This window comes from Streptomyces sp. NPDC051684, assembly GCF_044453445.1.
GTDB lineage: Bacteria > Actinomycetota > Actinomycetes > Streptomycetales > Streptomycetaceae > Streptomyces.
Genome location: NZ_JBITCS010000024.1, coordinates 85,629 through 106,612, shown reverse-complemented (window position 1 = coordinate 106,612; position 20,984 = coordinate 85,629). Strand labels below are relative to the sequence as shown.

At 72.6% G+C, this 20,984-nt stretch carries 19 protein-coding genes; 8 read left to right on the top strand and 11 right to left on the bottom strand.

Annotated elements, in window-relative coordinates; all coding sequences use genetic code 11:
* Positions 1 to 122 precede the first annotated feature (122 nt).
* Both ACIA8D_RS27310 and ACIA8D_RS27305 read right to left on the bottom strand, forming a co-directional pair.
* Complete coding sequence (locus ACIA8D_RS27310; protein ID WP_399236291.1) at positions 123 to 707, bottom strand: TetR/AcrR family transcriptional regulator; 585 nt, start codon at positions 705 to 707, stop codon at positions 123 to 125.
* 31 nt (positions 708 to 738) lie between these two features.
* Positions 739 to 1,455, bottom strand: a complete 717-nt coding sequence (locus ACIA8D_RS27305; protein WP_399236289.1) for a DUF998 domain-containing protein — start codon at positions 1,453 to 1,455, stop codon at positions 739 to 741.
* Positions 1,456 to 1,719: 264 nt separating this feature from the next.
* Between ACIA8D_RS27305 and ACIA8D_RS27300 the strand changes: the two genes are divergently transcribed.
* The 3 genes from ACIA8D_RS27300 to ACIA8D_RS27290 are packed head-to-tail and all read left to right on the top strand — an operon-like array spanning position 1,720 to position 5,383.
* Entirely contained in the window at positions 1,720 to 2,046 is a 327-nt protein-coding gene (locus tag ACIA8D_RS27300; RefSeq protein WP_399236287.1) for an SHOCT domain-containing protein, read from the top strand.
* Positions 2,043 to 2,825 carry an ABC transporter ATP-binding protein gene (locus tag ACIA8D_RS27295; protein WP_399236285.1) on the top strand — a complete coding sequence of 261 codons (783 nt, stop codon included), beginning with the start codon at positions 2,043 to 2,045 and terminating at the stop codon, positions 2,823 to 2,825. Before ACIA8D_RS27300 ends, ACIA8D_RS27295 begins: the two co-directional genes overlap by 4 nt.
* On the top strand, positions 2,822 to 5,383 hold the full coding sequence (locus ACIA8D_RS27290) for an ABC transporter permease (protein ID WP_399236283.1): 2,562 nt from the start codon (positions 2,822 to 2,824) through the stop codon (positions 5,381 to 5,383). Before ACIA8D_RS27295 ends, ACIA8D_RS27290 begins: the two co-directional genes overlap by 4 nt.
* Positions 5,384 to 5,412: 29 nt before the next feature.
* Here the strand turns inward: ACIA8D_RS27290 and ACIA8D_RS27285 are convergent, their stop codons facing one another.
* Positions 5,413 to 5,925 carry an ATP-binding protein gene (locus ACIA8D_RS27285; protein ID WP_399236281.1) on the bottom strand — a complete coding sequence of 171 codons (513 nt, stop codon included), beginning with the start codon at positions 5,923 to 5,925 and terminating at the stop codon, positions 5,413 to 5,415.
* 206 nt (positions 5,926 to 6,131) lie between these two features.
* A complete protein-coding gene (locus ACIA8D_RS27280) occupies positions 6,132 to 6,446 on the bottom strand; it encodes a hypothetical protein (protein WP_399236279.1) in 315 nt (104 codons plus the stop codon).
* Positions 6,447 to 6,767: 321 nt separating this feature from the next.
* Between ACIA8D_RS27280 and ACIA8D_RS27275 the strand changes: the two genes are divergently transcribed.
* Complete coding sequence (locus ACIA8D_RS27275; protein ID WP_399236276.1) at positions 6,768 to 7,937, top strand: PLP-dependent cysteine synthase family protein; 1,170 nt, start codon at positions 6,768 to 6,770, stop codon at positions 7,935 to 7,937.
* 204 nt (positions 7,938 to 8,141) lie between these two features.
* Here the strand turns inward: ACIA8D_RS27275 and ACIA8D_RS27270 are convergent, their stop codons facing one another.
* Together ACIA8D_RS27270 and ACIA8D_RS27265 are read right to left on the bottom strand one after the other, a co-directional pair.
* Positions 8,142 to 8,624: an SRPBCC family protein gene (locus ACIA8D_RS27270; RefSeq protein ID WP_399236275.1), complete on the bottom strand. Its 483-nt coding sequence runs from the start codon at positions 8,622 to 8,624 to the stop codon at positions 8,142 to 8,144.
* A gap of 129 nt (positions 8,625 to 8,753) precedes the next feature.
* On the bottom strand, positions 8,754 to 9,581 hold the full coding sequence (locus ACIA8D_RS27265; protein WP_328634412.1) for a DeoR/GlpR family DNA-binding transcription regulator: 828 nt from the start codon (positions 9,579 to 9,581) through the stop codon (positions 8,754 to 8,756).
* 236 nt (positions 9,582 to 9,817) lie between these two features.
* Here ACIA8D_RS27265 and ACIA8D_RS27260 point away from each other — a divergent pair, with 236 nt between their 5' ends.
* Positions 9,818 to 12,178 (top strand): hypothetical protein, encoded by a 2,361-nt coding sequence (locus ACIA8D_RS27260; RefSeq protein ID WP_399236273.1) that lies wholly within the window; start codon positions 9,818 to 9,820, stop codon positions 12,176 to 12,178.
* On the opposite strand, the gene ACIA8D_RS27255 is transcribed toward ACIA8D_RS27260, so the two are convergent.
* From ACIA8D_RS27255 to ACIA8D_RS27240, 4 genes are all read right to left on the bottom strand, one after another.
* Entirely contained in the window at positions 12,148 to 14,553 is a 2,406-nt protein-coding gene (locus tag ACIA8D_RS27255; protein ID WP_399236271.1) for a right-handed parallel beta-helix repeat-containing protein, read from the bottom strand. The two genes, ACIA8D_RS27260 and ACIA8D_RS27255, sit on opposite strands and share 31 nt — an antisense overlap.
* Positions 14,554 to 14,712: 159 nt before the next feature.
* A complete protein-coding gene (locus tag ACIA8D_RS27250) occupies positions 14,713 to 15,318 on the bottom strand; it encodes a hypothetical protein (RefSeq protein WP_399236270.1) in 606 nt (201 codons plus the stop codon).
* A gap of 184 nt (positions 15,319 to 15,502) precedes the next feature.
* Positions 15,503 to 16,324 carry an MOSC domain-containing protein gene (locus ACIA8D_RS27245; protein WP_399236268.1) on the bottom strand — a complete coding sequence of 274 codons (822 nt, stop codon included), beginning with the start codon at positions 16,322 to 16,324 and terminating at the stop codon, positions 15,503 to 15,505.
* 76 nt (positions 16,325 to 16,400) lie between these two features.
* The gene (locus ACIA8D_RS27240; RefSeq protein ID WP_399236266.1) at positions 16,401 to 16,841 is read right to left on the bottom strand and encodes a DUF6643 family protein; all 441 of its coding nucleotides are present in this window, start codon (positions 16,839 to 16,841) and stop codon (positions 16,401 to 16,403) included.
* Between the two features lie 265 nt (positions 16,842 to 17,106).
* On the opposite strand from ACIA8D_RS27240, the gene ACIA8D_RS27235 reads away from it, so the two are divergent.
* A complete protein-coding gene (locus tag ACIA8D_RS27235; RefSeq protein WP_399236263.1) occupies positions 17,107 to 18,303 on the top strand; it encodes a TerD family protein in 1,197 nt (398 codons plus the stop codon).
* An 18-nt stretch (positions 18,304 to 18,321) separates the two neighbouring features.
* On the opposite strand, the gene ACIA8D_RS27230 is transcribed toward ACIA8D_RS27235, so the two are convergent.
* A complete protein-coding gene (locus ACIA8D_RS27230) occupies positions 18,322 to 19,485 on the bottom strand; it encodes a glycosyltransferase (RefSeq protein WP_399236261.1) in 1,164 nt (387 codons plus the stop codon).
* A gap of 59 nt (positions 19,486 to 19,544) precedes the next feature.
* On the opposite strand from ACIA8D_RS27230, the gene ACIA8D_RS27225 reads away from it, so the two are divergent.
* Both ACIA8D_RS27225 and ACIA8D_RS27220 read left to right on the top strand, forming a co-directional pair.
* Positions 19,545 to 20,330 carry a glutamate racemase gene (locus tag ACIA8D_RS27225; RefSeq protein ID WP_399236259.1) on the top strand — a complete coding sequence of 262 codons (786 nt, stop codon included), beginning with the start codon at positions 19,545 to 19,547 and terminating at the stop codon, positions 20,328 to 20,330.
* A gap of 75 nt (positions 20,331 to 20,405) precedes the next feature.
* Positions 20,406 to 20,969: a hypothetical protein gene (locus ACIA8D_RS27220; RefSeq protein WP_399236257.1), complete on the top strand. Its 564-nt coding sequence runs from the start codon at positions 20,406 to 20,408 to the stop codon at positions 20,967 to 20,969.
* Positions 20,970 to 20,984: the final 15 nt, after the last annotated feature.

The following is a 20,984-nucleotide window of genomic DNA, read 5'->3' as shown; positions in this document are numbered from 1 at the left end:
GCCGACGGCCTCCACGACCGGCTCCGTTCGCACCGTATGGTGCCCCCTCGCGAGACCGATGCCCAGCATGCACACCACGGCCCGCCCCGGCACCGTGTTCCCTACGACGGCCGCCGCCCCGCTCACGGGCCCGTGTCGACCGGTGCGGCGGCGGCCAGGAGCGCCAACAGCCCCCGCACGCCCGCGTCGAACGCTCCCGTGTCGCCCGACGCCCGCGCCAGGACGTAACCGCCCTGCATCGTCGCCACGACGGCCGCCGCGATGTCGCGCGGCATCAGGTGCGCCGCCAACTCGCCGCTGTCCACGCCCTCTTGGACGACCGCGGCGACGCGACTCTCGACGTACGCGATCGTCTCGTCCACCGGCGCCCGCAGCTCGTCCGCGGCGATCACGTCCGGGTCCATCGTCAGCCGGCCCACGGGGCAGCCGCGCAGCACTTCGCGCTCGCGCAGCAGATACGCAGCGATCCGCTCGCGCGCCGGCCCGCCTCCGCCGAGCACCCGGTCGACCAGTGTCCGCATCTCGTCCCCGCTGCGCCGGATCGCGGCGAGCGCCAGGTCCTGTTTCCCGGTGAAGTGGTGGTACATGCTGCCCTGGCCGACCCCGGCGCGCCCCAGGATCGCCTTCGGGCTGGTGCCCACGTAGCCGCGCTCCCACAGGAGCTCGCGGGTGGCTTCGATCAGTCGATCCTGGGTGGTGGTGGCCATGAGGGCACCATACGTCCATACGTACCGGTAGTTACAGGGGCAATGTGTCGCCCCCGTGGTCCCTGCGGCGACCTGCGGAGGCCATGCGCTGCACGTACCGCCCGAGCACCCCCAGCATGATCACCTCGCACCCCAGCATCACCCGCTCCACCAGCCCGATCAGCTCCCGGCCGCCCGGCCCCGCCGAATACGCCATCACCCCCGCCCCGGCCACCGCGAGCAGCGACAGCACACGCAGCCACCGCACGGTGCGCCCCGCCGCGGAGCCGAGCCGCCCCGCCAGGACGAGACAGGCCGCAGGCAGCGCCGCGAACGCCGCGACGGACGCGTAGCGGTGCACATACGCCGAACCGGTCAGCTGCGTGGTGAGCGGATCCGTCGGCACCACGGCCGCGAGCACGAGCCCCGCACCCCAGACCGCCAGCAGCACGGACGGCAGCCCGCGCACGGCCGGGAGCCGTCTCCGCGCCACCGCGAGGAGCAACAGCGAGACGAGACCGAGCGAGGCCATGGCGGTCTCGATCGGCCCGCCGCGGTCCAGTGCCGCGAAGTCGCTGACGGTGAGCGAGAGTTGACTCAGACCCGGGTCGGTGTCCCTGGGGGTCAGCAGCGCCGCCAGCATGGCCACGACCACGACGGTCCACACCGCAGGCGCGAGTAACCGGCCGGACGCGCCGGACCGGCCGTGAGTGAGCCGCAGGCTGAGGCCGAGCCGTCGGCTGAGGGTGTCTCGTCGCGAAGTGGTCACGGACCGATCCTCCGGCCCGCGACGCCCCGCGCACATGAGGGCCGCCCTGGAGCCACCCCTGACCCGGCCCCTGACACACACCAGGGTCGGCCGGGCTCCAGGGAGCAGCCCCAACCCCCTCACGTACTCCCAGGGAGGTACGCACAGTGCCGCTGGCCGTACGACGACCCGGACCCCCTCCCGGCGGGACGCTCGAGTCATCACCACACGTGGACACCCCGGCACACCGCCCGGGCGCCACCGCAACAAGAGGAGATGAGTCGGATGCAGACCCTCGCGGACTTCGGACCCGGCAACGGCCCCGGCCCCTGGATCCTGTTCTTCCCGCTGATCTGGGCAGCGGTCGTCGTGGGCGCCGTCACCCTGCTGCGCCGCACCGTCTGGCGCGGCCGGCGCGGACCGTGGCGCCCCGGCGGCCCCCGCCTCGACGAGCACTCGCCGATCGCCGTGCTCGGCCGCCGCTTCGCCGCCGGTGAGATCGACGAGGACGAGTACTGGCGCCGACTGACCGTACTGAACGAGGAGTTCGGCCACTACAGCACCTACGGCCAGTACGGCACCGACGGCAAGGCGAAGGGCGGCGCGTCATGAGCACCGCCACGACGCTCACCCCCACCGCCCTCGCGGCGCGCGTGGACAACGCCGTCAAGGTCTACGGCTCCGGTGACACCGCCGTCCGCGCCCTCGACGGCGTGAGCGTCGGCTTCCGCGCCGGACGGTTCACCGCGATCATGGGCCCGTCCGGCTCCGGGAAGTCGACCCTGATGCACTGCGCCGCGGGCCTCGACACCCTCACTGAGGGCGCCGCGTACATCGGTGACACCGACCTCGGCTCCCTCGACGACCGACGTCTGACGCTGCTGCGGCGCGACCGCGTGGGGTTCGTGTTCCAGGCGTTCAACCTCGTCCCGACGCTGAGCGTCGCCGAGAACATCACGCTGCCGATCGACCTCGCGGGCGAACGCCCCGACCACGAGTGGCTCGACGCGCTCGTCGACGTCGTCGGACTGCGCGACCGGCTGCACCATCGGCCGGCCGAACTGTCCGGCGGGCAGCAGCAACGCGTCGCCGTGGCGCGAGCGTTCGCGGGCCGCCCCGACGTCGTCTTCGCCGACGAGCCCACCGGCAACCTCGACTCCCGCTCCGGCGGCGAGGTGCTCCGCCTCCTCGGCGACGCGGCCCGGCAGTCCGGGCGCACCGTCGTCATGGTCACCCACGACCCGGTCGCCGCCGCCCACGCCAACGAGGTCGTCTTCCTCGCCGACGGCCGCCTCGTCGACCGGATGGAACGGCCGACCGCGGAGCGGGTCCTCGACCGGATGAAGGCGTTCGACGGACCCGCCGCGGCCGAGGGAGGCGGACCATCATGAACGCCTCCGTCCGCCTCAGCCGCACCTCGCTGCGCACCCACAAGCGGCGCTTCGCCGGAACGTTCAGCGCCGTCCTGCTCGGCGTCGCGTTCCTCGCCGGCACCCTCGTCATGGGCGACACCCTGCGCGCGAGCTTCGATTCAATGTTCGCGGGCGCCAGCAGCGGCACCGACGCCGTCGTGCGCTCCGCCAGTGTCATCACCACCCCCGGCGAGAGCCAGGGAACCCGCCGCCCGGTGGACGCCTCGCTCGCCGACGACCTGGCGAAGGCCCCGGGCGTCGCCGCGGCGACGCCGAACATCCAGGGCGCGGGGCAGCTCGTCGACGCCCACGGCGAACCCATCGGCGGCCAGGGCCCGCCCACCCTCGCCGGCAACTGGATCGACGACCCGAAGCTCAACGCCTACCAGCTCGCCGAGGGACGCACCCCGCACAAGAGCGGCGAAGTCGTCGTCAACCGCGGCGCGGCGAAGACCGGCGACCTGAAGGTCGGCGACACCACGACGCTGCGCACCCCCGACCCTGTGAAGGTCACCATCGTGGGCCTGGCCACCTTCGGTGGCGAGGACGGCATGGCGCAGACCACCTTCACCGGCATGACCCGCGCCGACGCCGAGAAGTACCTCGCCCCGAAGCCGGGGGAGGCGTCCACCATCCAGGTGCGGGCGGGACCCGGTGTCGGTCAGCAGGAGCTCGTCGACTCCCTGAGCGGCCGCCTTCCCCAGGGTGTCGAGGCCATCACCGGTCAGGAGTCGGCGCAGGAGAACACCGACATGATCTCCGGGCAGTTCCTCACCCTGTTCACGACGTTCCTGCTCGTGTTCTCCGGTGTCGCCCTGCTCGTCGCGACCTTCTCCATCCACAACACCTTCGCCATCGTCGTCGCCCAACGCTCCCGTGAGAACGCCCTGTTGAGGGCGCTCGGCGCGGCCCGCCGGCAGATCGCGGGGGCGACCCTCGTCGAGGCGAGCGCCGTCGCCGTGGTGGCATCGGCCGCCGGGCTCGCCGGCGGCATCGGCATCGCGGCCGGGCTCCAGGCCCTGTTCCCCGCCATCGGATTCCCGTTCCCCGAAGGGGACTTGGTGATCGGCCCGCTGTCCATGCTGCTGCCGCTGGCCGTCGGCCTCGTGGTGTGCGTCGGCTCCGCCCTGCTGCCCGCGCTGCGCGCCGGACGCACCGCTCCACTGGCCGCCCTGCGCGAGAGCGCCGTCGACGACTCCGGTGCCTCGCGGCGCCGCGCCGTCATCGGTGGTGTGCTGGGCGCGGCCGCCGTCGCCGCGACCCTCGTCGGCGTCCTGGTGTCGCCCTCGATCATGCTCGCGGGCATCGGCGCCGTGCTGGTCCTCGCGTCGTTCGTCGTGCTCGGTCCCGTCGCGTCCACGTCCGCGGTACGGGCGCTCGGCGCACCCCTCGACCGGCTGCGCGGCGTCACGGGCGGGCTCGCGCGGCGCAACGCCCTGCGCAGTCCGAAGCGCACCGCCGCCACGGCGAGCGCCCTGATGATCGGCGTCGCGGTGGTCTCCTTGTTCACCGTCTTCGGTGCCTCGCTGAAGGCGACCATGGACCAGACCGTGAACCGTTCCTTCGCGGGTGACGTCGCCGTCTCCACCCCGTCGTTCGGCGCGGGCGGCAGCGGACTCAGCCCGAAGCTCGCGCCCGCGATCGCCGAGCGGCCCGAGGTGGCCACGGCGGTCGGCCTCGGCGGCGGCGTCGCCGACGTGGACGGCAAGGGCCGCGCCCTCACCGTCACCGACCCGGCCGCGCTCGCCAAGTCCTTCGACCTCGGCACCGTCAGGGGCTCGATGGACGGCCTCGGCAAGAGCGGCATCGCGATCACCCGCGCCGAGGCCGACAAGCGGCATCTCGCGGTCGGCGACACGGCCCGGCTCACGTTCACCGACGGCACGAAGGAACCCTTCACGGTCCGCGCCGTCTACGGACAGTCCGAGCTCGCCGGGGACTACGTGATCTCGCGCGAGGCCTGGGCCCCGCACCGTACGCAGGACGCCGACCGGCTGGTCTCCGTCACCTTCAAGGACGGCGTCTCCACGGCCGAAGGCACGAAGGCGGTCGAGGAGGTCGCGGCGGCGTACGGCGATCCGGATGTGCAGACCCGCGACGCCTATGCGCAGTCCTCGGCGTCCGGCATCGACATGATGCTCACGCTCGTCTACGCGCTGCTGGCCCTGGCCGTCGTCATCGCACTGCTCGGCATCGCCAACACGCTCACCCTCGCCGTGCACGAACGGACCCGTGAGCTGGGTCTGCTGCGCGCCGTCGGCCAGACCCGCGGGCAGCTGCGGGCGATGGTCCGCTGGGAGTCGGTGCTCGTCGCCGCGTTCGGCACGGCCGGCGGGCTCGTGCTCGGCGGCTTCCTCGGCTGGGTCCTGGTGAAGGCGTCCGACGGGGCGAGCGACAGCGCGTTCGCGTTCGCGCTGCCGCCGGCCCAGTTGGCGATCGTCGCCCTCGTCGGGCTCGCCGCCGGCGCCCTCGCGGGGCTGCGCCCGGCGCGCAGGGCGGCACGCCTGGACGTCCTGCGGGCCATCGCCACCGAGTGAGCGACGTACCTACGGTGATCACCGCCCGGTCAGCCTGCGACGGCCGACCGGGCGGGAGCATGCGGGGACACCGTGCGCTTGCGCAGGTCCGTGCGGCGCGCGGGATGCGTCGCGTACACCGGGTACGGGGCGATGGCCATCGCGGGGGCGGGGGCCGGCAGGGCGAACCAGACGACCTTGCCGTCCTCGCCGTGCGGCCGCACGCCCCAGCTCTCGCTGACCGCGGCGATCATCGCGAGGCCGCGGCCGCAGGTGGCGAGGGAGTCGGCGTCCCGTACCTCGGGCAGCCTCGGGTCGTGGTCGTGCACCGAGACCGTGAGCATGCCGCTGAGCAGCTCGATCTCCACGGTGCAGAGCTTGTCCGGCTCGGCGTGCCGGTGGACGTTCGTCAACAGCTCGGTGACACCGAGCGCGGCCATCTCGATCAACGGATCGAGATGCCAGTAGCGCAACTGCGCCGATACGATTCTGCGGACCTGACCGATCCGCGACGGCAGGGCTTGGAGCTCCACCGTGCAATGCCTGTTCGGCTGGCTGATCACGGCTACGACTCCCCGAAAGTGAGTCCGGAAGAAGACGAAAACGGATCGGGCGGTGCGACCGCGCTGCGACAGGACTGCCCGCTCCGTGTCCGGCGGGCTGGTTCGCAGCGTTATCGCCGGTAAACCCTGAGTAGTGATGTGTGACCAGCGTGACCCAGGGGGCGTGGGCGTGCAACTTCGCCGGCTGTCCGCCGCGGGGCGGGGCGCTATCCGGTTCGCGAGGTGGCGGCGCGCACGGCCTCGATGAACCGGCTGGCCATGGGCGGTTCCGCGCCGCCGCCCGGGCCACCGAGGCGGAGCAGATAACGCCGCCCGTCCACGTCGGCCATCGCCCGGTCCTCGGCGCCGAACCACGGCCTGCCCGCGCGCACTTCACCCAACGGGGCGCTGTCGATCTCGCTCCCGTAGCTCGTGAGCAACTCCAGCCTGCCGCCCGTGATCCGGACCTGCCCCGCCCGGGTCAGGGACCGCAGGCGCCGGCCGATGCGCACGCCCGTCGCCGTGAACTCCGGCTCCGCCATGGCGTTTCGCCCCCTCGAATGCGTGTTTGCGGTGCAGTCTGCACGCACCTGGCCAGGAGCACCAGTCCACATGTGGATGCGCTGTGAAGCACTGGGGGCACCTTCGGAGTGCGCCCCTCGCACGTACGTTCCCGGACTCCCCCGGAGTGCCGTGCGCGTGTTCCGCCGCCGTCCCAGGCGTTCCTTTGAGACGCTCAAAGATGCATTTATGCAGGTGAGAAGCGTGCGCAAGGTGCTTATGATCGTGGTGTCCGGCCGCCGTCGGCGCCCCGGATCCGGTGCGCGGAACGACGTCCGGGCACGACGCGAAGGAGCCAATCGGTGAGCACCACGGAACAAGGTCGGCCCACGGGCGAGGGCGCGGCGTCCGGCCCCCTGCCGACGCTCGACGTCGACCACACGGACCCCGGCTACCGTGAATGGCTCAAGGACGCGGTACGCAAGGTACAGGCGGACAACAACCGCTCGGCCGACACGCACCTGCTGCTCTTCCCGCTCCCCGAGCGCTGGGGCATCGACCTCTATCTCAAGGACGAGTCGACCCACCCCACGGGCAGCCTCAAGCACCGCCTGGCCCGTTCGCTCTTCCTCTACGGCCTGTGCAATGGCTGGATCCGTCCCGACCGCCCTGTCATCGAGGCGTCGAGTGGCTCGACGGCGGTCTCGGAGGCGTACTTCGCGAAGCTGATCGGCGTGCCCTTCATCGCGGTGATGCCGCGTACGACCAGCGCCGAGAAGTGCCGCCTGATCGAATTCCACGGTGGCCAGTGCCACTTCGTGGACGACCCGCGCACCATGTACGCGGAGTCCGCGGCCCTTGCGTCGCGCACCGGCGGCCACTACATGGACCAGTTCACGTACGCCGAGCGGGCCACGGACTGGCGCGGGAACAACAACATCGCCGAGTCGATCTATCGCCAACTCGCCCTGGAGCGCTACCCCGAGCCCGCCTGGATCGTCGCCACGGCCGGCACCGGCGGCACCTCTGCGACGCTCGCCCGCTACGTCCACTACATGCAGCACGACACCCGCATCTGCGTCGCGGACCCCGAGAACTCCTGCTTCTTCGAGGGCTGGACGACCGACAACCCCGACGCGACGAGCGACTGCGGCTCCCGCATCGAGGGCATCGGCCGCCCCCGCATGGAGCCGAGCTTCGTGCCGGGCGCCATCGACCGCATGATGAAGGTCCCCGACGCGGCGAGCGTCGCGGCGGTCCGCGCCCTGGAGTCGGCCATCGGCCGCAGGGCGGGCGGCTCGACGGGTACGGGCCTGTGGAGCGCCCTCAAGATCGTCGCGGAGATGGTGGCGGAGGGCCGCACGGGCAGCGTGGTGACGCTCCTGTGCGACCCGGGCGACCGCTACCTGGACAAGTACTACTCGGACGAGTGGCTGGCGGGCCAGGGCCTGGACATCACGCCGTACGCGGATGCGATTGCGACGCTCCTGGAGACGGGGGAGTGGCCCCGATCAAGCCCCGTCGACGATTGAGGTGCGTGGCTCGGCGCTGCGTGGCTCGGGGCGGCGCCCCACATCAGGCCCCTGCGGTGGTTGAGGGGCGTGGCTCGGGGCGGCGCCCCACATCAGGCCCCTGCGGTGGTTGAGGGGCGTGGCTCGGGGCGGCGCCCCAAATCAAGCCCCTCCGGCGATTGAGGAGCGGGGTCCGGGGCAGAGCCCCGAGGCGTCAACCACGCCTCACGCGGGCGTAGACGCCAGCCGACGATCGAGCGCCTCCACGGCCCCCCGGAACGCCCGCCCCATCCCGGCCCGCCCGAGCTTCATCCCGGCCCGCACCCCCGCGGGCGCGTCCACGGCGAACGTCCACCGCACCCGGGACCCGCCCCCGGGAACCCCTTCGATCCGCCACTCCTCCACCATCGCCCGGAGCCCCGGCACATTCGTCTCGTCGACCCGGTACGCGTACACCTCACCCGGCTCCGCGGCGATGATCGTCTCCAGGAACCGGGTCCCGCCCTTGAGCCGGACCTCCCGCCGCGCCCCGCCGTCCATCGGCCGCGCCAGCGTCACCGCGGAGAACCACTGGGGCCACCCGACGACGTCCTCGGCGAGCGCCCGGTACACGGCGTCCGGGGACGCCGACACCTCACGGGCGAACACGAGCCGCAACGGTGCGCTGTCGACGAAGTCGAGCTCGACGGGGAGAAGTCGGCGTGCCATGAAGGTTCAGCCCCCAAGGTTGAATCGACGGGCGCGAGGCCGCGTCGGGTCAACGGGCTTCGCTCGTAAGTGAGTTGACGCAGTCGGTGCGCTGGTCGGCCGGTCCCGGCCACCATAACTGGCGCACCGTCAGATGTCTGTACCGTCCTCGGGCTCCCCGGCCACCACGAGCCGCATGTGCTCGGCGACCTCCGCCCGCGCCTCCACCGGCAGCCCGCCGTCCGTCACCAACGTGTCCACCTGGTCGAGCGCGGCGAACGAACTCAGCCCCACCGTCCCCCACTTGGTGTGGTCGGCCACCACGACGACCCGCCGCGCGGACTGCACGAGCCGCCGATTGGTCTCCGCCTCCGCAAGGTTCGGCGTGGACAGCCCCGCCTCCGGGCTTATGCCGTGCACCCCGAGGAACAGCACGTCGAAATGGAGCGCCGCAATCGCCTGGTCGGCGACCGGCCCCACCAGCGAGTCCGACGGCGTGCGCACCCCGCCGGTCAGCACCACCGTCGCCGCGCCCTGCCGGGACGCCGCGCCGCGCTGTGACGCGTGGAAGACATCGGCCACCCGCACCGAGTTGGTCACCACCGTGAGGTCCGGTACGTCGAGCAGCTGCTGGGCCAGCGCGAACGTCGTCGTACCACCGGAGAGCGCGATCGCCGTGCCGGGCGCGGCCAGGGGGGCCGCGGCGCGCGCGATGTCCTCCTTGGCGGTCAGCTCCAGGCCCGACTTGGCCTCGAAACCGGGCTCATGCGTGCTGGCCTCGACGACCGGGACCGCGCCGCCGTGCACCTTCTCGACGACGCCCTGCCGGGCGAGCGCGTCCAGATCGCGCCGGACCGTCATGTCGGAGACACCGAGCTTCCTGGTCAGCTCGTTGACCCGGACGCCGCCGCGCCGACGGACCTCGTCGATGATCAGGGCGCGGCGCTGCTCCGCGAGGAGGTTCTGATTCTCGCTCACGTCCGTCGGATCCCTTCGGCTCGTCCCGCCTGCCACCACCGCCGTACCGGCCAGCGCTTTCTCGTCATCCTCGCACGCGCCACCGACACCGGGACCACCGCCCGCGCTGCCGACCTGCGCCGCGACGGGGCGAGACGGGGTGAATGGGGCGGGGCACCTCGGGGAGATTCCGTGACGAGGGGTGCCCGAGGGGGTGCCGGGCCGGGATCCTGGTCGTGTTCAGAAACGGGGGACCCATGAGCACGACACACGGCCACGAATCGACACACGGGGACGACCAGCAGACCGCCCTGGAACTCCTCGTCCACGGAGTCGGCGGCACCACACCACAGGAGATGCTCGACGACCCGCGGCCGGTGCGGGTGTCGGGCGACGACACGGCGGCCGTCTTCCGGCGCGGCGAGGACGCCGACGCGGAGACGCGCCCGGACGACTACCGGGGCAAGCCCGTCCCCGAGGCGTACGTGTGGTGCAACCTCACGTCGGGCAACGGTTCGCGGGCGCTGTGGTTGCTGCTGCTGCCCTTCATGGTGGTGAACCTGTCGCACTGGATGCGCCCCAACGCCCGCCGCTGGACGCGCACCGTACGCCTGTACGGCCTCCTCGTCCGTCTCCTCTCGCTCACCCTGACGGTGCTGCTGGTCGGTGCCGCGTGCGAGGTTGCCCTGGACCTGACGGCCTGGCAGTGCGCGGGCACCGCGGCCTGCGCCGAGCAGCGGTCCTGGCTGGGCTTCCTCGCCGAGGGCTGGTGGAGCCAGCCCGGCCGCCGCCTCGCCCTGGCCTCGCTCGTCCCGACGGCACTCGCGGGCCTGCTCTGGTACCTCTCGCACCGCACCTGGAGCGCGTACGAGACGCAGCGCCCGCTGCCGCACATGCCCGAGCCCACCGACGGCGAGATCGACAACGCGCTGGGCAGGCCCGGCTTTTGGTACGGCCGCCGCCTGGTGGCCCGGCTGCGCTCCGCGCACACCGCGGCCGCGTTGCTCACGGTCGCCGCGGCGGTCGGCACGTCCGCGGCGCGCTTCGACCGGGCGTCCGGAGGGCCCGCGCTGCTCGCCGTGCTGGGCTGGGTGATCGTCGGCGCGCTGGTCCTGGGCACGCTCACCGTCGTCGGAGTCGTCGTGCACCGCGGCCGCAGCGAGAGCCGGATCGACGACACCGTGGATTGCACCGTTGTGCGCGCCCTGCCCTACGCGGCGCTCGCCCTGCTCGTCGTGACCATGGTGTACGCGGCCTGGTCGCGCCCCGGTTGGCGGTCCTCGGGTCGGCTGCCCGGGGACATGAGCTTCGGCGGCATCGCCCTCGCGCAGGGCGCGCTCGTGCTCGTCCTGTGCTTCGTCGCGCACGCCATCTACCGCACGGCCCGCGACCCGCGCACCGCGCTGCGGGGCCTCGGCGGTCCCGCCACCGCGATGCTCGCGTGCGCGCTGGGCGGCGTGATGACCGGTGGTGTGGCGCAGCGCGTGGCGGACTGGCTGGACGGCACCAGCGGGCTGATCAAGGGCCCGCCCGTGCTGCTCTCCTGGCAGGCCTCCGTCATCCCGCCGCTGCTGGTCGTGCTCGCCGTCCTGTGCGGCGCGCTGGCCCTGCGCACGGTCCGTATCAAGAAGCGCGAGACGGCTCAGGTGGCGGCCGACTACCACCTCGAAGAGAAGCCGGGCGACACTGCCGAACCTCCGGACGCGCACCGCACGGCCCGCATCGCGGGCACGCGCGCGCGGGCCGCCCTCACCGACAAGGCACCGGTGATGATCGGGGTCGTATCCTCGGTGACGCTGCTGCTCGGCGCCCTGGCCGTGGCCGGCGCCTGGACCACCGGGAAGGTACCGGCGGCGGCGTTCCGAGGGACGTACGCGATCGTCGAGGGGGCGGCACAGGCTTCGCAGGCGCTCGGCTCCTGGCTCATCGGCCTCGGCTTCATACTGTTCGTCACCTGGGGGCGCCGCGCCTACAAGGACGCCTCCGCCCGCCGCACCATCGGCATCCTGTGGGACGTCGGCACCTTCTGGCCGCGCGCCGCGCACCCCTTCGCGCCCCCGTGCTACGCCGAGCGCGCCGTCCCCGACCTGACCTGGCGGATGGCCACCTGGACGCAGGCCACGGGCGGCCGGCTCATCCTGTCCGGGCACTCCCAGGGCAGCGTCCTCGCGGCGGCCGCCGCCTGGCAACTGCACTCCTCCGTAAGGAAGCGCGTCGGACTGCTCACCTACGGATCGCCGCTGGAGCGGCTGTACGGGCGCTGGTTCCCGGCCCAGTTCGGCCCCGAGGCACTGGCCTCGCTGCACCGCCAGGTCGACTGCTGGCGCAATCTGCACCGCGAGACCGACCCCATCGGCGGGCCGATCAACCTGTCCGGCGAGTGCGGCCCCCAGGTCGACCACCCGGCGCTGCTCGACCCGCTCGCCTACGGGCGCACGGCCGAACACCCGCTGCCCGCACCGATCCTGGGCCACGGCGACTACCAGGCCGACCCGGTCTTCGCCGAGGAGCGCGCCCGGCTGCTCGCCCGCCTCAAGCAGGGCGTACCGCAGCAGCGACCCGAGACGGACCCGGCGCGGGCCGAGGGTCAGGGCAGCTCCGGCAGGTCCTCCGGGTAGAGCAGCGTGAGCGCGTCGGTGTCCAGGGCGTCGAGCTGGGCGACCCGGCCGGCGTGCCGCTCCACCATCGACTCGAACGTCTGCCGCGCGGTGCGTCCGTTGCCGAACGCGGGCCCCTTCGGGAGCGCCGTGAAGTACTTGAGCAGTGCTTCCGGCGTCCCGTCGGCGAGCCGGTACTCGTGCTCGTCGGCCTGCTGCCCCACGATCCGCAGCAGTTCCTCGGGCACGTAGTCGGAGAACGTGATGGTCCGTGAGAAGCGGGATGCCACACCGGGGTTGGTGGACAGGAAGCGCTCCATCTCCGCGGTGTAGCCCGCGACGATCACGACGACCTCGTCGCGGTGGTCCTCCATGAGCTTCACGAGCGTGTCGATCGCCTCGCGGCCGAAGTCGCGCCCGGAGTCCTCGGGGGACAGGGCGTACGCCTCGTCGATGAACAGGACGCCGCCGTGGGCTCGTTGGAAGGCCTCCTGGGTGCGGATCGCGGTGGAGCCGATGTGCTCGCCGACCAGATCGACACGGGACACCTCCACGAGATGCCCCTGCCCGAGGACGCCGAGCGTCGCGAGGATCTCGCCGTACAGCCGCGCCACGGTCGTCTTGCCGGTGCCGGGGGAGCCGGTGAACACCAGGTGCCGCCGCACGGAGGCCGCCTTGAGACCCGCCTCCTGGCGCCTGCGGCCCACCTCGATCATGTCGGTGAGCGCGCGCACCTCGCGCTTGACGCTCTCCAGGCCCACCAGGGCGTCGAGTTCGCCGAGGACGAGCTTGGAGGTGCGGGACTCCTTCGCGGGCGCCTCAGGGGCCGCCACGGGCCGCTGATCGGGCACCGCGCTGAGCAGGCCGACGGTCTGCGTCGCGGTCTGCACCGCCGCCTGCGGGGCCGCCGCCGCGCCGGTCCGCACGCCGCCGCTCTCGTCGCTCGTGCAGTCGTCGATCAGCGGCCCGTCCTCGGCGAACTCGTAGCCGCCGCGCGAACACCGCTCCGTGCGGCACTTCTTGAGGCTCGTACGGCAGCCGTCGATGACGTGGAAGCCGAAGCCGCCGCTGTCCGTGACCCGGCAGCCGTGGAAGCTGCCCCGGCCGCCCGCGGACACGTAGAAGCCGGCCTCGGCGGGCGAAGTGACCGTGCAGCGCTCGATGGTGGGGTCCGCGCCCTTCGTGACGATCACGCCGGTCTGCGTCGCGTCCACCGTGCAGTTGGCGAGCGTCCCGCCGCTGCCGTGGTCGCGGAACCAGGCGCCCGTCGCGGCCTCGCGGATGCGGCAGTCGTCGAGCTGGGCGGTGGCCCCGTCGCTCACCGACACGGCCGTGTTGCGTACTTGGGATAGATCGCTGTCGACGACGTCCACGCGCGAGCCGCGGTCGAGCACGAACAGCGCGTCCGGCACGTCGTGCACCCGGCAGGACTCGAGCACGGCCGTCGCGCCGTCGCTGACCCAGACGGCCGGATAGTCGCCCGTACTGTCGTGGATCTCGCACTGGTTGGCGTCCACGCGCGTGCCGGGGTCCCACACCGAGAGGCCGTTGCGCCCGAATTGGCGCACGGTCGAACGCGTCAGCGTCAGCACGGACCGGGAGCGCAGGTCGATCGCGTTCTCCGGAACGTCGTGGACGCGGCAGTCGGCGAGGGTGAGCACCGCGTCCGTGTCAAGCGTGACGCCGTCCCCCGTCGTGCGGTGCACATCGCAGTCGGTCAGGTGTGCGGCGGCCCGCCCGGTGATCTGCACACCGGACCCCTTGACCTCGTACACCTCGCAGCCCACGGCCTCCAGGCCGGAGTGCTCGCCGGTCGCGGACAGGCCCGCGCCCGACGTGTGGTGCACGCGGCAGCGCTCGAGCCGCGGATGCGCGCCGCCGCGCACCGCGACGCCCGCCTGCCCGGCGGCGACGACCTCGCACTCCTCGAACACGCCGCCACCGCCGTCGAGCACGGCGATGCCGATGCCGCCGGGGTTGTCGACGGTGCACTGGCGCACCGTGGGCCGGGCGCCGCCGCGGACCTCGACGCCGGCCGCGGACCGCGTCACCACGCGCACGCCGACGATCTCCGGAGCGCCCTCCTCGAGGAGCAGCGCGGGCGCCGCCGCGTCCTGCCCCTCGACGTGCAGGTCACGGATGGTCGCGGAGGCCCGTACGGTCACGGGGACACCGTCCGCCGGGGCGATTCTGACGGAGCCGGGGGAGCCCTCGGGACCACGCAGCGTCACCGCCCGCCGCAGCACCAGGTTCTCCCGGTACGTGCCGGGAGCCACGGTCAGTACGTCCCCGTCGGTCGCCGCCTCCAGGGCGGCTGCCAGCGACGCGTACTCACCCGTGCGGCGCCGCCACCGCGACGTACCGGCGTGCGTCACCTGGACCGAGCCCTGTGCCATGGCGCTGATCTGCCCCCACCTCGTCGTACGCAGGAAGTGGGCGCGCCACTCGGGGCGCCGTTCCTGGCTTCCTCCTGCGCTCTGCCTGTCAAAAGGTGGCTCCACCGTAGCGTGCGCGGAGCACGGCAGTTGACCAGAGCCGCGAGCCTGTGGAGAGCGTCAACTGCCCGTGCCGGTCCTGCCCCAGTCGGGTCCCGCGATGTCCCAGGCGCTGTCCCAGCGCGCGTACCGGCGGCGCATCATGCGCCACAGGATCAGGCGCCGACTGCCTTCCACCAGGCCGGTGACGGCGACGGCCGCACCGAATCCGGCGAGCGCGGCGTGCGTGGCGGCGGTGGGCCGGTCCAGGGGCCTGCCGACGGCGCGGCCCTGGTCGTCGGTCCACACGGGGAACGTGTCGCCGCGGTGCGGAGTGGAGAGGTCGGCGACGACGCGGTCCTGCCGGGTGGAGCCGTCGGGCGCCTTCCAGGTCGCCACCACGCGGGTGTGCGCGTCACGCGCCGTGGAGGTCTCCGGGTCCGGGTCGAGCGGCGGCTGGGCCACCTTGTGCACCACGGTCGCCGTCACCTCGTGACGCACGCTGCGCTGCTCCTCCACGGAGCGGTACAGGGCGTCACGCGCCATGGATCCCGCGACGACGCCGGCCACCGGCGCGGCGACGACGATCAGGAACAGTGCGACCAGGGCGACCCAGGCCTCCGCCAGGTCCGTCCCGCGGCACACGGGATTGTGGCGCCAGCGCCAGAGCCCGATCAACGCTCGCATGGTCTGCACCCCCTTCCGGGTCTGTCATAACCCCGAACGGCAGCGCCCGCATGCCGGAGAAGTGAAGAGAGAGCGACGTCACCTGGCCCAGATCCTGTCTCGCCCCAGCCCACCGGCGCTTCCGACACTGCCATTGTCTCTCAACGAGCATGTCGCGGCGCCGGGTTCCCCTACCGGGTGACGGTTATTCGAGGATGGTCAAGGGATCGCCGATGCGCATGGTGCCCGTGGATTCGGGGACCAGGTTCGTGCCGAAGCACAGCTGGTCGCCGAAGCGGCGGTGCCGGGCCAGCGTGCGCAGGGGCTCCTTGCCACGCTCCGCGGTCTGCTGGTTCGTCGTCGTGACCACGCAGCGCCCGCTCTTCTTGGCGACACGGAAGGTGACCGGGCCGATCGCGATGCGCGACCAGTCGTCCTCCGCCCACGGAGGCGTGCCGGAGACGACGACATTCGGCCGGAACCGGTTCATGGGCAGCGGGCCCTCGTCCGCGTGGTCACCTTGAGCGATCAAGGAGTTGAGGGCGTCGAGCGAGGAGAGCGTCGTCAGGAGCAGTGGGTAACCGTCGGCAAAGCTCACGGTCTCGCCCGGGCGCGCGTACTCCGGGTCGATGGGGCGTCTGGTCGCCGGGTCGTCGAGGTGCATCTGGCGTATCTCGGTGCCGAGGTAGGCGCTCCACCACGCGTGCGCCGCGCGGTCGGCGGGGACCGCCTCGACCTTGTCCGACCAGACCTCGATCGTGGTCGTCTGCCGCGGCTCGGGCACCGCGACGGTCAGCGCGTCCATCCCGGGGGCCGACAGACGAACGCCGCCGGGCAGTTGCTCGGCGGCGGCCAACGCCAGGCGCGGATGCGGCCGTTGAGTGACGATCTTGTCGTCCGCGCCCACCAGTACCCAGCGCCGGTCTCCGGCCAGGCCCCACGGCTCCACGACGGCCTCGCGCGGGGCGTGCCCCCGAACTGCCTTGAGCGGGTGGACATGGATCGAACTGACTGCTGGCTGCGACATGCCGGTCATTCTGCCAGCAGCCACGGACATCGCCCGTGGCTGCTGTGGTGGGCCGGGACGTTCCGGCCGTGTCGGGTCAGTAACCGCGGTACTGCTGGCGGTTGTACGGATCCTCGTACGGTGCGGGGGCGGGCCGCGGCGTGGCCGGGCGCATCGCCTCGTAGCCGGTCGCGGGGCCGGGCGCGGGCCGCTGCGGCTGCTGGGCCTGCTGGCCCGGATAGCCGCGCGGGGCGCTCGCCTGCTGCGGGATGTACGGGGCCGGGGCCGCCTGCATCGGGGCGGTTTGGGGATGCGGATAGCCGTACTGCGGCGCGGGCGCGGAGTGCGCCGACGGTAGCGCGGGCAGCGCGGCCGGCAGTGCCGGCAGGTGGCTGTTGCTGTCGTACGCGGAGGGAACCCGGATCGGGGCGATCTGCGGCGTACCCCGTTCCGCGACGAGTGAGTCGTAGATCGGAGTGTCCGGGAAGGACGGCGCGGAGTAGTAACCGCCGCCATATGTGGAGCGGGGGGAGGTCATGACACATAAGTTAAGCCCACGATGTGGTCGTTGGGGTAGACCGATAAGAGGGTTCTTTTGCGTGTCGTGTGTGACCGCGCGTCCTCAATGCGAGCGAACTTGGGGAAAACGGTCGTCACTCGGGGCAGTTTTCCTGTAGAGCCCAAGATTTCGGGGAGTTACCGGCGGTTGGCCAGTGATCTTCGAACGAGCCTCTGGGAGCCGGAAGGCCCCAGGGAATATGTTGGCCGTAAGCCGAGGACGGGCGTTTGGGGCGGACATGACAATGGCTAAAGGGGCGAATGTCGGCGTGCGGGCGTCGGCCGTACGCGTCGAATTGGGCCGGCGTTCAGGCCCCGGGGTGCCCGAGGTCGACGTCTCGGCGCTGCTGCTCGCTTCCGGGAAGGTGCGCTCCGACGCGGACTTCGTGTTCTACAACCAGCCGACGCACGCGTCCGGAGCGGTGCGGCACGAGGGCAGTTCCACCGGCGGGGACGCCGTCACGGACACCCTCTTCGTCGACCTCGCGCGCGTGGAGCCCGCCATCGAGCGGGTGGTCCTCGCGGCGTCCGCGGACGGCGGGACGTTCGGACAGGTGCCGGGCCTGTACGTCCGCATCGTCGACGCGGCGGACGGGACCGAACTCGCCCGCTACGAAAGCGCGGACGCGACCTTGGAGACGGCGTTCGTCCTCGGCGAACTGTACCGCCGTCAGGGAGCCTGGAAGTTCCGGGCCGTGGGCCAGGGCTACGACAGCGGGCTCGCGGGCCTCGCGACGGACTACGGCATCACCGTGGACGAACCACGGCAGGCGGCGCCGCCCGCCGCCGCGCCTTCCGCGGCGACCACGCGCGCGGAGCCCGTGCAACTGACCAAGGTGACGCTGACGAAGGCGTCTCCCACCGTCTCCCTCGCGAAGCAGGGCGGCACGTCCGGTGTCCTGCGCGTGAACCTCAACTGGGAGGTGCGCAAACAGTTCGGCGGCCGGGGGAGCAGGCGCGCCCGGAACCTCGATCTCGACCTGTGCGCGCTGTACGAACTGGCCGACGGGAGCAAGGGGGTGGTGCAGGCGCTCGGCAACGCGTTCGGGGCGCTGGGGCAGGCCCCGTACATCCACCTCGACGGAGACGATCGCAGCGGAAGCCTCGCCGCCGGTGAGAACCTCACCATCAACCTCGACCACGTGAACGCGTTCCGCCGCATCCTCGTCTTCGTGACCATCTACGAAGGCGCGCGCAGCTTCGCGGACCTGCACGCCACGGTCACGCTGCGACCGGTGCACGGCGCGCCGATCGACTTCTCCCTGGACGAGTGCACGGTGCCCTCCACGGTGTGCGCGCTCGCCCTGCTCACGAACGAAGGCGGCGACCTGACCGTGCGGCGCGAGGCCCGCTATCTCGTCCCGGACCGGGGCATCAGCCCGCAGCGCACCGTGGACCGCGCCTACGGGTGGGGCATGAACTGGACGCGGGGACGCAAGTAGCGTGCCCCGGCGAGCCGTTCACCCCCGTTCGGGCGCGGCGTACGTGCGCCCCTTCCAGGCCGCGCCCCGCCCCCTGTAGTGCTGCACGGCGGAGTCCACCGTCATCAGGAGGTACAGCAGCGCGGTGAACGGCAACAGCGGCGCCAGCCACAGCGTCTGCCGGTAGTAGCGCAGCATGGGGAGGTACGTTCCCGCCATCACCGCCCAGGCGAGCCCTCCGAGCAGCGCGGTCGGCGCGCTGCCCAGGGCCAGGCCGGCGATCAGCGCCGCGGGCGGCACCAGGTAGACGAGGGCGAGCCCCAGCACGGTGGCGAGCAGCACCACAGGGTTGTGCCGCAGCTGTGCGTACGCGCTGCGCGACACCATCCGCCACAGATCGGCGAGCCGCGGATACGGCCGCACACTGTCGACGCGTTCGGCCAGGCCCAGCCAGATGTGCCCGCCCGACCGCTTCACGGCCCGCGCGAGCGACACATCGTCGATGACCGCCTGCCGGATCGCGTCCGGGATCCGCGCCCGCTCCGCCGCCTCGGCGCGCAGCAGGACACAGCCGCCCGCCGCCGCGGCCGTGCGCCCGCCCTGCCGCGCGATCCAGCGGAACGGGTAGAGCTGCGCGAAGAAGTACACGAACGCGGGCACGACGAGCCGCTCCCACACGCTCTCCACCCGCAGCCGTGCCATCTGCGACACCAGGTCGAGGCCGCCCGTGCGCGCCGCCGCCACCAACTCCCGCAGGCTGTCCGGCTCGTGTGCGATGTCGGCGTCGGTCAGCAGCAGGAACTCGGGATCACGCGCGCGTGCCAGGCCGATGCCGTGCCGCACCGCCCACAGCTTCCCGGTCCAGCCCGCCGGAGGCTCGCCCGGCGAATCGACGGTGAGGGGAAGCCCGCCGAACCGCTCCGACAGCGTCCGTGCGACCTCGCCCGTTCCGTCCGAGCTGCCGTCGTCCACCAGGAAGATCTCCGCCCGTCCCGGATAGTCCTGGGCGAGCAGGGACGGCAGGCTGTCCGGCAGCACCTCCGCCTCGTCGCGGGCCGGCACCACGACGCACACGTCCGGCCAACTCCCGGGCTCGGTGCGCGGCGGCAGACGCAGGTCCGTCCGCCAGAAGAAGCCCTGGCACAGCAGCAGCCACAGCCATGCGGCGAGCGAGGCCGCGGTGATCCACACAACGACGTCCATCCGCCGCAGTCTGCCCCACCGGCAGGGGCATTGTCGGACCGATCGTCTATGGTTTCCGGGTGAAGATCGCGCTGATGGACTCGGGAATCGGACTGCTCGCGGCCGCCGCCGCGGTACGGCGCCTGCGCCCCGACGCGGACCTCGTGCTCTCCTCCGCCCCGGAGACCATGCCGTGGGGACCGCGCACCCCCGAGGACGTCACGGCGCGCGCGCTCGCCGTCGCCGAGGCCGCCGCGGAGCACGACCCGGACGCGCTGATCATCGCCTGCAACACCGCCTCCGTGCACGCACTGCCCTCGGTGCGCGCCCGGCTCGAGCCGGGGATCCCGGTGATCGGCACCGTCCCCGCGATCAAGCCCGCCGCGGCAGGCGGCGGCCCCGTCGCCATCTGGGCCACGCCCGCGACCACCGGAAGCCCCTACCAGCAGACGCTGATCCGGGACTTCGGCGGCGGCGCCCAGGTCACCGAGGTGCCCTGCCCCGGCCTTGCCGACGCGGTGCAGTGGGCCGACGAGGAGGGCATCGACCGGGCCATCGAGGCTGCGGCCGCCCTCACCTCCCGTGACGTACGGGCCGTCGTCCTGGGCTGCACCCATTACGAGCTGGTCGCGGAGCGCATCCGTGCCGCGGTGCAGCAGCCGGACGCCGACGCCCTCGTCCTGCACAGCAGCGCGGGCGCCGTCGCCGCACAGGCGCTGCGCCGGATCGGAGAGGGCCCGCAGGTGGCGACCAATGCGCGCGGGCGGCTCACGGTCCTGCTGGGCGGCCGCGAGGACGCGCTGCCCAAGGAGGCGCTGGCCTACGTGGAGGGCCGCGACCTGCAGGCGCTGAGCCACGCGGGCTGATCGATCACACCGGCCCGGCCCACAGGGCCGCGCAAGCCGGTGCCGGACCCGCGGAACATGAGTAGGCTCGATTCCATGAGGGAACACGCCCCCGACGAGCACTCAGGGCGACGCTCTGCCGCCCCCGCGACCGACATCTGGACCGGCCGCGCGCACAACCGCGTGCAGTGGCTCCTTGCCTGCGGCGGGCTCGCCTGCCTCGCCCTGGGCATCGAGCTGGCCGTGGACAACTCGTGGGCCACCGGCATACTCGCCCTGGCCATGTCCGTGGTCGGCCTGATCGCCGTGGGCCTGCTCATCCTGTTCGGCACCCTCGCCTTCCTCCACGTGGCGGTGAAGGTCGACAAGGACCACCTCGAAGTGCGCTGCGGCCATGTCGGCCTGCCGCGCCGCCGCATCCCGCTCGCCCATGTGGTCGAGGCCGACTTCGCGCCCCGCGTCACGCCCCGGCAGTGGGGCGGCTGGGGCTACCGCTGGCGCCCGGAGATCGGCACGGCCGTCGTGGTGCGGCGCGGTGAGGGCGTGGTGCTCCGCCTCGGAGACGGCCGCAGGTTCACGGTGACCGTGGACGACGCGGAGAGCGCGGTGCGGCACATCCGCGACCGCCTCAAGCCCACCGCCGCGGGCCCGGCCCTCTGAGCCGAACCCCGACCC

What these genes read in the sequence shown, in the direction of transcription:
- ACIA8D_RS27310 (WP_399236291.1), bottom strand. Translation starts at nt 707, where the DNA reads ATGGCCACCACCACCCAGGATCGACTGATCGAAGCCACCCGCGAGCTC.
- ACIA8D_RS27300 (WP_399236287.1), top strand. Translation starts at nt 1,720, where the DNA reads ATGCAGACCCTCGCGGACTTCGGACCCGGCAACGGCCCCGGCCCCTGG.
- ACIA8D_RS27295 (WP_399236285.1), top strand. Translation starts at nt 2,043, where the DNA reads ATGAGCACCGCCACGACGCTCACCCCCACCGCCCTCGCGGCGCGCGTG.
- ACIA8D_RS27290 (WP_399236283.1), top strand. Translation starts at nt 2,822, where the DNA reads ATGAACGCCTCCGTCCGCCTCAGCCGCACCTCGCTGCGCACCCACAAG.
- ACIA8D_RS27280 (WP_399236279.1), bottom strand. Translation starts at nt 6,446, where the DNA reads ATGGCGGAGCCGGAGTTCACGGCGACGGGCGTGCGCATCGGCCGGCGC.
- ACIA8D_RS27270 (WP_399236275.1), bottom strand. Translation starts at nt 8,624, where the DNA reads ATGGCACGCCGACTTCTCCCCGTCGAGCTCGACTTCGTCGACAGCGCA.
- ACIA8D_RS27260 (WP_399236273.1), top strand. Translation starts at nt 9,818, where the DNA reads ATGAGCACGACACACGGCCACGAATCGACACACGGGGACGACCAGCAG.
- ACIA8D_RS27255 (WP_399236271.1), bottom strand. Translation starts at nt 14,553, where the DNA reads ATGGCACAGGGCTCGGTCCAGGTGACGCACGCCGGTACGTCGCGGTGG.
- ACIA8D_RS27250 (WP_399236270.1), bottom strand. Translation starts at nt 15,318, where the DNA reads ATGCGAGCGTTGATCGGGCTCTGGCGCTGGCGCCACAATCCCGTGTGC.
- ACIA8D_RS27245 (WP_399236268.1), bottom strand. Translation starts at nt 16,324, where the DNA reads ATGTCGCAGCCAGCAGTCAGTTCGATCCATGTCCACCCGCTCAAGGCA.
- ACIA8D_RS27240 (WP_399236266.1), bottom strand. Translation starts at nt 16,841, where the DNA reads ATGACCTCCCCCCGCTCCACATATGGCGGCGGTTACTACTCCGCGCCG.
- ACIA8D_RS27235 (WP_399236263.1), top strand. Translation starts at nt 17,107, where the DNA reads ATGGCTAAAGGGGCGAATGTCGGCGTGCGGGCGTCGGCCGTACGCGTC.
- ACIA8D_RS27230 (WP_399236261.1), bottom strand. Translation starts at nt 19,485, where the DNA reads ATGGACGTCGTTGTGTGGATCACCGCGGCCTCGCTCGCCGCATGGCTG.
- ACIA8D_RS27220 (WP_399236257.1), top strand. Translation starts at nt 20,406, where the DNA reads ATGAGGGAACACGCCCCCGACGAGCACTCAGGGCGACGCTCTGCCGCC.